The sequence below is a fragment of the Gaoshiqia sediminis genome (assembly GCF_025907915.1).
GTDB lineage: Bacteria > Bacteroidota > Bacteroidia > Bacteroidales > Prolixibacteraceae > Gaoshiqia > Gaoshiqia sediminis.
Genome location: NZ_JAPAAF010000015.1, coordinates 1 through 13559, shown reverse-complemented (window position 1 = coordinate 13559; position 13559 = coordinate 1). Strand labels below are relative to the sequence as shown.

The 13559-nt window shown below is 48.8% G+C and carries 8 protein-coding genes; 5 read left to right on the top strand and 3 right to left on the bottom strand.

What is annotated here, in order from left to right:
- The first annotated feature begins 28 nt into the window (after nt 1-28).
- Both N2K84_RS11220 and N2K84_RS11215 read left to right on the top strand, forming a co-directional pair.
- A complete protein-coding gene (locus N2K84_RS11220; RefSeq protein WP_282591906.1) occupies nt 29-1486 on the top strand; it encodes an NAD(P)/FAD-dependent oxidoreductase in 1458 nt (485 codons plus the stop codon).
- A 16-nt stretch (nt 1487-1502) separates the two neighbouring features.
- A complete protein-coding gene (locus N2K84_RS11215) occupies nt 1503-1664 on the top strand; it encodes a hypothetical protein (protein ID WP_282591905.1) in 162 nt (53 codons plus the stop codon).
- Between the two features lie 33 nt (nt 1665-1697).
- On the opposite strand, the gene N2K84_RS11210 is transcribed toward N2K84_RS11215, so the two are convergent.
- Together N2K84_RS11210 and N2K84_RS11205 are read right to left on the bottom strand one after the other, a co-directional pair.
- Complete coding sequence (locus N2K84_RS11210; protein WP_282591904.1) at nt 1698-2615, bottom strand: putative 2-dehydropantoate 2-reductase; 918 nt, start codon at nt 2613-2615, stop codon at nt 1698-1700.
- A gap of 149 nt (nt 2616-2764) precedes the next feature.
- Nucleotides 2765-6232, bottom strand: a complete 3468-nt coding sequence (locus N2K84_RS11205; RefSeq protein WP_282591903.1) for a PPi-type phosphoenolpyruvate carboxykinase family protein — start codon at nt 6230-6232, stop codon at nt 2765-2767.
- Nucleotides 6233-6730: 498 nt separating this feature from the next.
- Here N2K84_RS11205 and N2K84_RS11200 point away from each other — a divergent pair, with 498 nt between their 5' ends.
- The 3 genes from N2K84_RS11200 to N2K84_RS11190 all read left to right on the top strand — a co-directional run bounded on the left by N2K84_RS11200 (nt 6731) and on the right by N2K84_RS11190 (nt 11272).
- Nucleotides 6731-9982 (top strand): ligand-binding sensor domain-containing protein, encoded by a 3252-nt coding sequence (locus N2K84_RS11200; protein ID WP_282591902.1) that lies wholly within the window; start codon nt 6731-6733, stop codon nt 9980-9982.
- Between the two features lie 90 nt (nt 9983-10072).
- Entirely contained in the window at nt 10073-10729 is a 657-nt protein-coding gene (locus N2K84_RS11195) for an NAD(P)H-binding protein (protein WP_282591901.1), read from the top strand.
- Between the two features lie 105 nt (nt 10730-10834).
- The gene (locus N2K84_RS11190) at nt 10835-11272 is read left to right on the top strand and encodes a hypothetical protein (protein WP_282591900.1); all 438 of its coding nucleotides are present in this window, start codon (nt 10835-10837) and stop codon (nt 11270-11272) included.
- A 157-nt stretch (nt 11273-11429) separates the two neighbouring features.
- Here N2K84_RS11190 and N2K84_RS11185 read toward each other — a convergent pair whose 3' ends face one another.
- Nucleotides 11430-13301 carry an AMP-dependent synthetase/ligase gene (locus N2K84_RS11185; RefSeq protein ID WP_282591899.1) on the bottom strand — a complete coding sequence of 624 codons (1872 nt, stop codon included), beginning with the start codon at nt 13299-13301 and terminating at the stop codon, nt 11430-11432.
- Nucleotides 13302-13559 lie beyond the last annotated feature (258 nt).

Here is a 13559-nt window from a genome sequence, read left to right as displayed (position 1 = left end):
CATATGTCATTTTAATCAGTTTAAAGTTATGGCAAAAGTTCTTGTGTTGGGAGCGGGTATTTCGGGGCACACCGCAGCCTCCTTTCTAAAAAAGAAGCTGGGGAAGAACCACGAGGTGACGGTGGTTTCACCCAACCGGTATTATCAGTGGGTTCCCTCCAACATTTGGGTGGGAGTTGGCCGGATGACAGTGGATCAGGTACGTTTCAAACTGGAAAAAGTATATCGCCGCTGGGGTATTGTTTACAAACAAGCCAAAGCTGTATCGATCCATCCGGAGGGCGACCGGGAATCCGGAACTGCTTATGTTACGATTGAACATGTTTCGGAAGAACGTAAAGGTGAGGTGGAAAAAGTAACCTATGATTATTTAGTGAATGCCACCGGCCCCAAGTTGAACTTTGAAGCTACTCCCGGCCTCGGCCCCGGGAAATACACCTGCTCGGTTTGCTCGTATGACCACGCAGCTCATGCCTGGAAAGAACTACAAAAATGCATGGCACAAATGAAAGAAGGAAAGGTTCAGCACTTTCTTTTAGGCACCGGCCACCCTTCAGCCACCTGCCAGGGAGCAGCCTTTGAATATGCCCTGAACATTGCCTTCGAACTTAAACGTAAAAAACTGGATCACCTGGCTAAGATCACCTGGATTACCAACGAGTACGAGCTGGGAGACTTCGGCATGGGTGGCGCATTTATCAAACGCGGCGGGTATATCACCCCCACCAAAGTGTTTGCCGAATCGGTACTGACCGAAAACAACATCAACTGGATAAAGCGAGCCGGAGTTACCCGGGTGGAGCCAGGTGTGGTCCACTACGAAACGCTTGCAGGCGAACAAAATACGGCAGCGTTTGACTTTGCCATGCTCATTCCCGCGTTTAAAGGACAAGACCTGAAAGCCTTCGACCAATCGGGAACTGATATTACCCCGAAAATTTTTGCCCCAAATGGTTTTATGAAAGTGGATGCCAACTATACGCCCAAACCTTTTGAAGAATGGAGCGTGAAAGACTGGCCGCAAACCTACCAAAATCCGGCCTACCCAAACCTATATGCCACCGGAATTGCTTTTGCCCCTCCTCACCCCATTTCAAAGCCAATGCAAAGTCCGACCGGGTTGTCCATTACTCCCGCTCCCCCGCGCACGGGAATGCCCTCGGGTGTTACCGGGAAAATCGTTGCCCAGAACATTGCCCGATTCATCAAAAACGGAGCGACCGAACACAAACACACCGCCAGCATGGGAAGGATGGGCGCTGCCTGCATTGTATCGGCCGGTTTTAGCATGACCAAAGGGCTGGGCGCCACCATGACCGTATCGCCCATTGTTCCCGATTGGGAAAAATACCCCGACTGGGGCCGCGACATTAATGCAACCGTTGGTGAAGTGGGCCTGGCCGGCCACTGGATCAAGTTGTTCCTGCACTATATGTTCATTCACAAGGCAAAAGGATACCCGTTTTGGTGGCTCCTACCCGAATAATCAATAGCAGAAAACCATGGAAAAGAAACACGAAATAAGAGGGTACAAAGATGAATTTTATCCGCCGGTACCAACCCGTGCCACAAAATTCTGGCGGACCAACTTTTTCTTTCAGCTGTACAAGTTTTTTCGGCTGAACTTCAAAATCATGCGTATCGTTGTCAGAGGGCACTCCTAATCGGGCCACACGCCTTCTGCAATCCGCATGTGTTTATGCCAGTTGTGCCTGAATAAAACGAAGTTGTTTTTCAAGCATGGCCACTTGTTTCATCGCGAAACCGGCTTCGGCAGCTTTACTCACCGGATTGGAGTAGATCGCCTCGATTTCCATGGGGCGTTTGAAATCGAAATCCAGCTTCATGCTTGGCGCATAGGGCGTCATTCCGGCAGTCATGTCCAGCATTTTCCGGGCAAAAGATTCTTCCAGCTTCACCCCGCACTGGTTGGCCGCTGCAACTACTTCCAGCATCAGTTCAAAAGCCAGTTCGCGACTGGAATGGTTAGCCATTATCCGGTCGGTAGTGGTATTCAGCACGACCGTCAACCCATTGAAAGGCACATTCCAAACCAGCTTTTGCCAGCGCGAAAAATACAGGTCATCCGACATCTGACAAGGCACTCCGGCTTGTTGGAAATCCCTGCATACCTGTTGAAGGACTTCGGGTTGATTCATCTTGTGCGCACCCAGCACCAACTTTCCCAAATCGAGATGCCGGATGTGCCCCGGGCCAATTTTGTTGGAACAAATAAAAGCCAGCCCCCCGGCAAGCTGGATGTCCGGCAAGTGCCTTTCAAGCGACTCCTCCAAACCTAAGCCATTCTGAACCAACACCACCAGCGTATTCGCGTGAAGAATTGGCTTCAGCAGTTCCGGCAACAAATGATTATTGGTGGTTTTCAGGCAAACCAGCACCACATCGCAAACCGGCATGGCAGAAGTTGAATTATACGCATTCAATTTTGAAAGATGGAAATTACCGCTCACCGAATCAACCCGAAAGCCATTATCGCACACATAGGTGTAATCGGTATTAAACAGAAAATGAACATCGCTGCCTGCCTGGGCCAGCCGCCCGCCGTAATAACCACCCAAGGCGCCAGCGCCAATAATCGCGTATTTCAGAGTCATCTTGCCAGTTTGCTTATTTCACACAAAAATAAGCACAAAGCCCGGCCACCCGGTGCTGTCCCGTATTCCTGACCAGATTCATAACAAAAAAGTCACAAAAAAAAGGAGCCGCGCCGGACTCCTTTTTTTCTATTTCATAAAATTGTCAACTAAGCTTCAATGGGGCTGAGCGTGTCAACACCAAGTGTACCCGCCAAATCGGCCAGGTAAGCCGGCGATGAAACTTCTTTCAGTTTGGCCTTGGCAACTTTTAGCCGTTCGGGAAGCGCCAGACGGACTGACGTGTCAGCAAAGTTTTTGCGGCTGATTACCTCTTCGATATAAGCCACATTCTTCGTCCATTGTTCAACGTCGCGATGTTGCTTTTCAACCAAACGCTGCTTGTACCAGTCGCTGTTCAGCACCGCCTCGCGGGTAAACATAGCGCGGATGTCCGGATGGTTGCGTCCTTTCCCCTCGTATGATCCTTCAACCATAATATGAATGAGGGCCTTCAGTGGCGGGCAAAGCAGGTCAACCGTTCCGTCGCGCATGTAACCTTCGGCCACGCGTTTTTGGGTAATCGACAGGTTTTCGATGGAGGCCACAAACATATCCAAATCTTGTTGTTCCGGCCGAAGCATATCTTCGCTGAAAACCGCATCCGGTTTACTGAAAATGCGGGCCATAAAGTGGGTCACAAAACGCAGCGTGATACGGTAGCCCAACAAACTGGCATCAACTTCTTTCCCGTTGTGGGTGAAGTTTTCAACCCGTTCGAGATAGCCATGTTCAATCAGGAATTTAGGATCGCGTTCCTCTACTGACATACGGCACCAGATTTCCGGGACCAGCAAGCTGATATCGTGGTCAACTTTATATTTCGGTCCCACATAACCGGCGGCAGAAGAAAAACCATCATAACCGGTCAGGATGTACGACAGGAAGGCATTGTTCAAATCAGCAGCCGGCAACAGGTTATTGAACGGACCTTTGGTAAGCGCACCTTCAGAACCGAAACCGGTTGTTGAGGGTGATTTTCCGGTAATACTGCAAATGAAGTCGATGAAAAGTTCCGGCAACTCCTGGTAGTGGATTGGGTTGTAAACGGCCAATGGCGGCACGTTATTTTCCGGTTCCGACGGGTTGTTCCGACGTCCCGGCAACACAGCGTTCACTGGCAAAAAGACTACTTTATCCAAGGGAATTTTCCGGAAAATGCGGGTTCCAACTTCAGCCACATATTTAGCGACCGGATCAACCAAGTCGGGACGTACCTGCAAGTAGCGCTGGTTCTTGGACGGAATACCATCAACCAGCCTTGGTTCGGAAGGCACCACCAAAAACTCGGGGCTGTCGCTGGCCAGAAAGTTATTGATCAGGTCTTTCACCGGCTGGGTATAAAGTTCGAAGCCAATGGCATCGTCCTTAATTTCCTGTACCTGTTTGCGGGTCAGCGGTTCAAAGTTCGACAGGAACGTGTTGGGGCTCGACAGGTCTTTTTCGCCCTGCTTGTCATACCCTTTGATCACACAGTCATCCGGCCGCTGGAACAGGCGTGATTCGCAGTTTTTCACGATTTTCACGCTGGGGTTATTATATTCCGGGTTCAGGTTCTCCAACTTTTTGGCATCCAGAACTACCGAAGCGGTAATATCATCTTCAAACTGCACTTTGCTGGATGGGTTGTAATCCTGCCGTGTCAGGAAAATACGCCAGGAGTTATCGACATCGTGACCAACCCGCAAGTAACTTGTCAGCAGTTTATTCGACTGAAATTTCAGTTCATTCCCCGGTATCCCGTTTACTTGATCCACCGAGAAATATTTCCTCCAGTCCTTGTCCCAGTCCTGACTATAATTCCCTTTAATAATATAAATCAACACTTTGATGCGTTGCGGGAGCGACCGGAGCCATTCGTTGTATTCGTCCGTATATTCGTCGGCAGGAGTAAGCAATTTAATTACCGATCCGAGTGAACGGCGACGGCTCAGGATGTGGCGCGGTTTTTTCACCGAATAGTCAGCCGGCACTTTAAACCGCTTGGAGTAATCTTTCGACATGATTTCTTCTACCATATCCAGATCGGCATGCAGGTCGGTCACAATCACCGAACCCTGGATCATCGCATCCTGGATCGACTTGGAGATTTCCGACTTTCCGCCACCCGACACGGTGCAAGGTTTGTGGCAAAGCGTTCCTTCAGCCATGGTCCCTACCAAATGCCATTTGGGGCCTTCCAGCCGTTTTTTCATTTCCACCTTGTATCCGTTCGGATAGATATAATATTTGTACGGCAGCAATTTAATCACCTGCTTCTTACCGGCATTTTGCCAGGTAATGGTTTGTTTCAGCAAGTCGAAGTTGGCATCTTCGGGTACATAAATTACATCACGGAATTTTTTATCCACCGCGTAACCTTCCTTTTTCAACTCCAGCATGTCGGCAAACAAGTACAGGAAGGAAGCAAAGTTTAAGCCGTTGTCCGGGAGCCTTTCATCGAGATAGCACTTTTCGCCCAGGTTATAGCTGCGGAAAGCGATCGCGCCGCCGGCATGTTCTTCTTCGGCCAGTCCATAGAGGTTGGCCGAGTAGCTGATCATGGTTTTCACTTCTTTTTTACAGTAACCGTAATAGTTGTCGGCGATAAGGGTAACCACGACACCCCGTTTGTCTCGCGCGGTAATTTTGAAGGCGCTGCCATCGTTGTATTTTTCGTCCTCCTTCTTCCAGCACATGCCATCGCGTTTCTGGCGTTCGGTGGCGTTATCGAAATGCGGCAGGCCGAGTTCCTTTTTTGTTAATCCGGTTAAATGAGTGGCCAGGATAACACAGCCCGTATGTCCGGTCCACGAGTCGGGGTTTAGGGCTGCATCGTTTTCGGGCAAAAACGGGTCGCCAGCATTGCCAAAAATTGACTCCACAAAGTCAAGATTCGAAACCAGGCTGCCTGGCGCCAGGAATTTGATTTCCATTGATTTTTCGGTCATCACCCCGGCCACTTCCGGCACTACAATGGGACGGAGCATCAGACTGACAAACAGTTCGGCGCTTTTTTCCTGGTTGGCCGTAAACGGGAGTCTCATCAGCTCTTTTGGCGGATTTAGCGCATGTTGCAGCAGTTTGCAAAAGGTAATTTTTGGCACCGCCTTTTTATCATCCGGAATAGGCAGGCCTCCTTCCGCAATATGAAAAACGCCTTTTGTGGTTCGCCGGTCTTCTTTGGGATTATTCAGAATACCCTGTGCAGTCCGGTACGAGCGGATAATATCACTTTCGAAATAATCGCCGTCGGCAGGCAGGGACACCATTCGTGCCAGCCCGTGGCGATCCAGAATAAACGGATGATCCGGGAAGGTGAACGAATTGTCGCCCGGCACATCGCCCAGGTAATCGCGAAGAAAGTTTTGAACACGCTGCCCCAGCGGGGAGGTTTGATTGGCCAGCAAGCGGGATTTGATATTGTAGCTATCCAACAAAGGCTTGGCAATTTCCAGCAAGTCAGATTTCGCCCCTGCCATACAAGTAGGATAACCATCGGCAGCAAGCTTCAGGTTGATATATTGGATCTTCTTTTTGTACGACACCTCAGGCTCATTGCTATCATTTCCTATCCCAAAAGTTCTGTTTACTGTCATAATTTGATTTTTAAATGATTAGGGATGAACATTTACGTTAAAAAGCGGTAACCAGTTTTTGATTTGTACCAATTTCTTTTCCTAAACCTATTACAACTTCGATACGAATTGGATCAGGCACCTGTAACCGGAACAGATTTTCCTATCTAATGACAAAAATAGACAGAATTCCCCTCCACGGTCGGATTTGACAACGGTTTCACACAAGCTTAACACAAATATTACAAGCAGAAGAAAAGTAAAATAAGCGCCCATACTGTATATGATATTCCTTCTGTCGAATCACGTTCAGTCCGAATTCCGCGAAAACTGACTGCCACATGATTTGATTCGGCAAACGCTTCAAGTCATGGAAACGACCAACCCGCCGGGAAAAAGTCCACCACCGGAACCTGCATGGGGACAATAGAGGAACAAGATGATTTAAAACAGATTCCCCTCCTTTCGGAACCGAATGCTTTTTGTATTTTTGTCACCCAAAATCAGAGCCTTGCAATCGTGTTAAAAGCTTTTCTACACAGCATACTTTTTTTCATCTTCATACTTGGCACTTCTGCCCAAACCAACATTTCTTTTCTTCATTACGGGATTGAAAAAGGATTAACTGAATCTAAAATTACCGGAATAGCGCAGGACTCGATTGGCTTTATCTGGCTGACCAGCGACAACAGCCTCACCCGCTTCGACGGAAGTCTTTTTAAAACATATAAAAACACCGACGAAAAACATCCAGCCCTTTCGGTCCGCCAAATCAATACTATTTTCTCGGATTCGACCGGGAAAATCTGGATCGGCACCGAACATGGCGCATGGTACTATGATCATTTCCGCGACCGTTTTCTGCCCATGGCGCCAGGTTGGGACCGAATTCGGGTAACAGATTTTGCAGAAGGAGTCAACGGTGAATTGTGGATAGCCACCGACGAAGGGTTGGCCCTGCATAACCGAAAGACCAGCCAAACAGCGTGGTTTACCGATCCCGGTTCTGTAAAAACCCCGGGCAACAACATCCTGCCAAACAGCAACATAAATCATATATGCCGTCAACCCAACGGGGACATTTGGCTGGCCACCTTTCCCAACGGAGTTCACCGGCTTAATCCGCAAACCCGGGAAATAACCACATTCCGAACATTGGGACAAACCAACCTCGACCAACTCCATATTACCAACCTCCGGTTTTTAGAAGGCGAGCTTTTACTGAGCACCCTGTTCGATGGTTTTTTCATTTTAAACCCAAACAAAGGCTTGGTGGATAATTACATTTTTGAGGACCTGACCTACGATGTGCATCACTTTGACATCGGCCGGGATTCCATCATCTGGCTGGCCTCCAGCAGCGGTCTGGTGCGGTTCGACCGCAAAAACAACACCGCCCGGCGCTTTACTAACGTGCCGACCGATCCGTTTAGCCTCGAACGGACTGCCGTCATTTTTGTATATGCCGACAAGGACAACAATCTGTGGACTTCATCCGGAATTCGCGGCATTAATTACGGACTGAACAATATTCCTTTTCAGCATTTTCTGTTCGACGATGGTACTCCCTATACACTCACCCACAAAGAAGTTACATCCATTAGCTTCGACCATGCAGGTAACATGTGGCTAGGGTACGAAGGCGGGTTAATTGAGCAGCACAGCTCCCATCCGTACCGTAAATGGTCGTACCGGCTAAAAACGAAGAGAAAAGACAACAGCTCCGGGGCCATCTTCAAACTATTTGAAGACAGCCGTAAACAAGTGTGGGCGCTCAGCTGGTCGGGCGGACTGCAAAAAATGAACGAAGAAGGAACCGGTTTTACCTGGCCTCCGGTAAAATCCGAATCTGCAGCAGCTGTTTTACGCGCTGCCGACATCCGCGATATTATCGAAGACGCCAATGGCAACCTGTGGCTGACAGTTCATGGCAAAGGGCTCTGGCGTTACAATCCCGACACGCATGAAGTCAGCGAATTCCGCTATAACGAAAACGACATCGAAAACAGCTTATCGAATGATTACATCTTTGACCTGTGCCTGGATTCCAATCAGGAACTTTGGATTTCAAGTAGCCACGGGGTTTCACGCTTCAACACCAAAACCGGACAATTCACCAACTACGTTCACAACGAAAGCAATCCCAGCAGCCTGTCAAGCAACACCATACAGACAATTTACTGTGATCACTCAGGCGTTGTGTGGGCCGGTACCAACAACGGACTGAATATATTCATCAAAGAGTCCGGAACCTTTCTGCCGGTACAAAAAGGGCACGATATCGCCTATTTAAATATCTCGTCCATCCGGTCTATTAAGCCCGGGGAAATCTGGGTGAGTACAAAATCCGGAGTTTTCAGGCTGACGTATTCCGGGGCAACGTCGTTGGAAACACTGGACTATACCATTGATTATTTCAATCAGTCCTATGGGTTGATTTCTACAAATTATTTCGATCGCTCAGCAGGGGTTGACGGGCAGGGGCACATTTATTTCGGCGGCAACGAAGGCGTTGATTTCTTTCACCCAAACCAGGTTCCTGCCAAAAAACATTCCGGTTCCGGGGCCATTCTTACCGAAATTGCCATGTACGGCAAACCAGTCCTTCCTCGCCCCGACGAAGAAGACCGGAATATCCCCGTTGTGGAACTGGATTACGATCAACAAATGATCACCTTCCGGTTTACTTCGTTGAATTTTGTCAACCCGGGCAAGCAAAAATACCGCTACAAGCTCATCGGGTTCGATCAGGAATGGGTTTATACCCAGCAGGAACAAGTTGCAACCTATACCCGGTTGAAGCCTGGCACCTACTTTTTTCAGGTTGAAACCACCACCCCAACCGGACAATGGGACAACCGCTCATCGCTGGTCAAACTGAAGGTCCACCCCCCGTTTTGGATGACCTTTCCCTTTTTGGCAATTTCGCTTATCGTGCTGGGCGGCTCATTTTTTCTCATTCAACATGCGCATACGCGCCACCTGATGAAGCGACAGCATGAACTGGAAAAAATCATTGCCAAGCGTACCCGCGAGCTGGTAAACAACAATCAGGAACTGGTGAAGGCCAACCTAACGAAGAACAAACTCTTCTCTATCGTATCGCACGATTTGCGCAGCCCTTTTTCCGGATTGCTGGGCATGCTGGACCTGCTGACCAGCGAAGATGAAACCAGCCCGGATGAACAAGCCCAACTGCTGAAGCTGACAAACGATACGGCCATCAATATTTACAATCTGCTTGACAACCTGCTTTTGTGGGCCAACACCCAAATGGACAAAATCAGTTACCGCCCTGCCCGTATCAACATGAAAGATATTGTCAACGAAAATATCCAACTGGTCCGCGAGCGGGCAAGGCACAAAAGCATTAAGATTGAGGAACAGTTGCCGCACGAATTTTCCGCCTTTGCCGACTACAACATGATCAACACGGTAATGCGAAACCTGATGAGCAATGCGGTAAAGTTCACTCATCCCGGCGGAACGATTTCCATACAGGGAGAAATACGAGGGACCGATGTGCTGGTCAATATCGCAGACTCGGGCATTGGTTTGTCACCCAAACAGCTTCAACATTTGTTTGAATTGGGAGAAACCAGTCGCGACGGCACTTCGGGTGAAAAAGGCACAGGTCTGGGCCTGCTGATCTGCCAGGAGTTTATCGCCAAAAACCATGGGAAGATCTGGGCTACTCACAACCATCCGCAGGGAACAGTTTTTCACTTTACCATCCCGACAGAAGAACAGAAAATTCCGGCTGGCAGTTGAACGGGCTTATTGAAAGACGGAAAATCCACATCAGCATAAAAAATAACCGATCTGCAGCAAATCACGTTATACCGTCTAAAGACCTGCATCATGAATACACAACAAACAGCGCTTGTAGCCGGGGCCACCGGCTTGGTTGGCAAACAACTGGTTAACATCCTGTTGGCGGATGATCGTTTTTCTAAAGTGATCATCTTCACCCGCCGAAAAACAGGAATAGCACACCCCAAGCTGAATGAACACCTGATCGATTTCGACGATCCCGGGAGCTGGGCCGAACTGGTGAAAGGGGATGTCCTGTTTTCATGCCTGGGCACCACCTTGAAGGCCGCCGGGAGCAAAGAAAAGCAATACCGGGTAGATTTTACCTACCAGTACGAGCTGGCCAAAGCCGCATCAACCAACAAGGTAGGTATGCTGATCCTGGTTTCGTCGGCCGGGGCCGATCCAAATTCCCGGATCTTCTACAGCCGGATGAAGGGCGAACTGGATGAGACTGTTCAACAACTAAACTTCAAAAAGACAGTTATTTTACGACCATCGATTCTGGATGGCAACCGCCAGCCCAAACGCCCGACCGAAGCTTTTTCGCTTAGCCTGGCCCGGGTGCTTACCCGTTTTGTTATGAAAAAATACCGGCCTGTTGCCGACAAAACAGTTGCCCGCGCAATGGTAAATTCGGTGTTCTCTGAAAGCAAAAAAACGGTTTTCGAACTGGATGAGATCTTCGCCATGGCCGATGAATAATCTATCTCCGATTGTGCTTGAACCAAAATTATAGTCCAAAATGCAACTTTCGGAAAACCAAACCGGCAGGGAAATGTTGTTACAGGTGATCTTAAATTTCAAATCATGTATATCGGACTATTACACCTGCACAATACCCTTCGCTGGTTCATCCTGCTGATAGCCTTGGTTGCGCTGCTGAAATATTTCATGGGCTGGTTCAGCCGGCAAAACTGGAAGAAACCAGACAACACCCTGAGCCTTGTTTTCACTGTGCTCATGGATATTCAACTGCTCACCGGTCTGGTGCTTTACTTTTTCGTCAGCCCGATTACCAAAGCGGCCTTTCAGGATTTCGGGGCGGCCATGAAAAATGCCGATCTCCGCTTTTACGCGGTTGAACATCTGCTGATGATGTTGATTGCCGTTGCCCTGGTTCACGTTGGACGGGTACGGGCTAAAAAGGCGGCCAACAGCCGGGCTAAATTCGGCAATTCGCTGGTTTTCTTCGGCATCGCCTATGTGGTCATCCTGGCCGCCATCCCCTGGGACAGAGTGTTTTGATTGATGAATGATGATTGGGGATTGAAAAACTGGCCATTAGTCATTCGTTGTCATTTTGGCAACCCGAAATTCAAAATCCGAACCAAAATACACGAGGCTGTTCCGAAATGCTTGCATGGCGATTTCTGAAACAGACCCGGACAACTCCTCACTTGCTCTAAAACTTGAATTTTTTCAGCAATTCATTCACATCAAAACGAAGGTTTACCTTGGGGAAGCGGATGCCGTTGCCGCCATTATTCGACTTCGAAACGGCATAAATATCGTCGATCAGCGTTTGATATTTTTTTGCAACAAAGTTTCGTTTCAATTTCAGCGTGGGCGATAATTCGCCGCTTTGCGGGGTCCAGTCCTCGCACACCAGCCTGAACCGTTTGATTTCTTCGTGTTGCCCCAGCGTTTTATTGATCAGGGCCACTTCTTTCAGGTACTGCGAGATCACTTCTTTCTTTTGCACCAGTTCTTCGTTGTCGCGGAAGTGAATTTTGTGATGCGAGCACCAGTCGTGCAGGTATTCGAAATTGGGCGAAATCAGGGCGCTGGCAAACTTTTCGTTTTCGCCGATCACCATGGCCTGCTCAATGAAGAACGACTCTTTCAGCTTGTTTTCGATCATTTGCGGGGCAATGTACTTGCCGCCCGACATCTTGAACATTTCCTTTTTGCGGTCGGTAATTTTCAGAAATTTGCCCTCTTCCAGCATGCCAATGTCGCCGGTGTGGAACCAACCGTCTTCGTCAATCACTTCGGCAGTCAGTTCGGGCGCTTTGTAGTAGCCTTTCATTACCGAGGGGCCTTTGCAGAGTATCTCGCCGTCATCGGCAATTTTCACCTCCACCCCATCCAGCACCGGGCCCACGGTTCCAATCTTCATTTCGCCGGTTGCCGGATTATTTACCGCGATTACCGGCGAAGTTTCGGTCAGTCCGTAACCTTCGAGGGTTTCCATGCCCGCCATGCCCAACACGCGGGCAATACGAGGCTGTAAGGCGGCCCCGCCCGAAACAACATAAACGATATTGTTGCCCAGCGCCTCGCGCCATTTGGAATAAACCAGCTTGTCGGCCAGCTTGATTTGCATCCGGACAAACAAGTTGTATTTTTTATTGTATTCGAAATGCCGGGTAAGGCTGAGCGCCCAAAAATAGATGACTTTTTTGAGGCCGGTAAGCTCCTGTCCTTTCGAGACAAAACCATCATAAACCCGTTCCAGCAAGCGGGGAACTGAGTTGAACATGTGCGGTTTAATCTCCTTGATAGCCCCCACAATTTGCCCCAGGTTGCCCACGTAGTAAATGCCCATTCCTTTGTATTGAAAATGGTAATTTACGCTGCGTTCGTACACGTGACACAAGGGCAGGAAGCTGATCACCCGGTGTTCGTGCCCCAGGTGGTGCATGTGGGAATGGGCCACAAAGTTCGAAACCAGGTTCCGGTGGGTCAGCATCACCCCTTTGGGGACGCCGGTTGTTCCGGAAGTGTAAATGAGTGTCGCCACCTCGTCGGGATCAACGGAAGCTTTTATCGTTTCCAGTTCGTTCGTAAGTTCCGCCGTTTTGCTCTGGCCCAAATCCAGGATTTCCTGGAAAAAAGGACAGCCCGGAATTTCTTCGAATCCGTAAATCCCCTTCACAGTACCCAGGTCTGCCACAATCGGGCTGAGTTTCTCGAAAAGCTTTTTGTCGCCGACCAACAGATATTTTGCTTCGGCGTGTTCGAGAATGTAGCGGTATTCCTCATCACCAATCGTCGGATAAATGGGCACGTGTACCAGGCCGGCCATCGCCAGGCCCATATCGGCAAAGTTCCACTCCGGCCGGTTGGTGGTAACGGTAGCTACCTTGTCGCCGCGCTGCAAGCCGAGGGCCAGCATACCCAGGGCGAATTGACGCGATTTTTCTGCATATTCGGCGGTAGAATAAGTGTACCACTTGCCGTCTGTAGCTTTTCCGCCAAGTGCATCTTCGCGGGGACACTCAGTCTGGTAACGATTCAGGATATCGAAAGTGCGGGTTACGGTTTTGCCCATAATTTTCAATTCATTTTAAGTTGAAAAACGGACAAAGATAACATTTCGGTACAAGAGGTTTCACATGTTATAGAATAACGACAGGGCAATCGCTTTTAGGAATTAAATGCCATTCTTTCTATTAGAAGATGTTAAACTGTTCTTTTAAGGGTCATCATCCACCCGAGGCTGTCTCAAAAGAGTTCAGTCTCTTTTTTTATTTTGGGTTTTCAAGTCAAAAATCAGCGAAGGGCATCACATTTTTCAATTTTTACTTTT

What these genes read in the sequence shown, in the direction of transcription:
- N2K84_RS11210 (WP_282591904.1), bottom strand. Translation starts at nt 2,615, where the DNA reads ATGACTCTGAAATACGCGATTATTGGCGCTGGCGCCTTGGGTGGTTAT.
- N2K84_RS11205 (WP_282591903.1), bottom strand. Translation starts at nt 6,232, where the DNA reads ATGACAGTAAACAGAACTTTTGGGATAGGAAATGATAGCAATGAGCCT.
- N2K84_RS11185 (WP_282591899.1), bottom strand. Translation starts at nt 13,301, where the DNA reads ATGGGCAAAACCGTAACCCGCACTTTCGATATCCTGAATCGTTACCAG.
- N2K84_RS11195 (WP_282591901.1), top strand. Translation starts at nt 10,073, where the DNA reads ATGAATACACAACAAACAGCGCTTGTAGCCGGGGCCACCGGCTTGGTT.
- N2K84_RS11190 (WP_282591900.1), top strand. Translation starts at nt 10,835, where the DNA reads ATGTATATCGGACTATTACACCTGCACAATACCCTTCGCTGGTTCATC.
- N2K84_RS11215 (WP_282591905.1), top strand. Translation starts at nt 1,503, where the DNA reads ATGGAAAAGAAACACGAAATAAGAGGGTACAAAGATGAATTTTATCCG.
- N2K84_RS11220 (WP_282591906.1), top strand. Translation starts at nt 29, where the DNA reads ATGGCAAAAGTTCTTGTGTTGGGAGCGGGTATTTCGGGGCACACCGCA.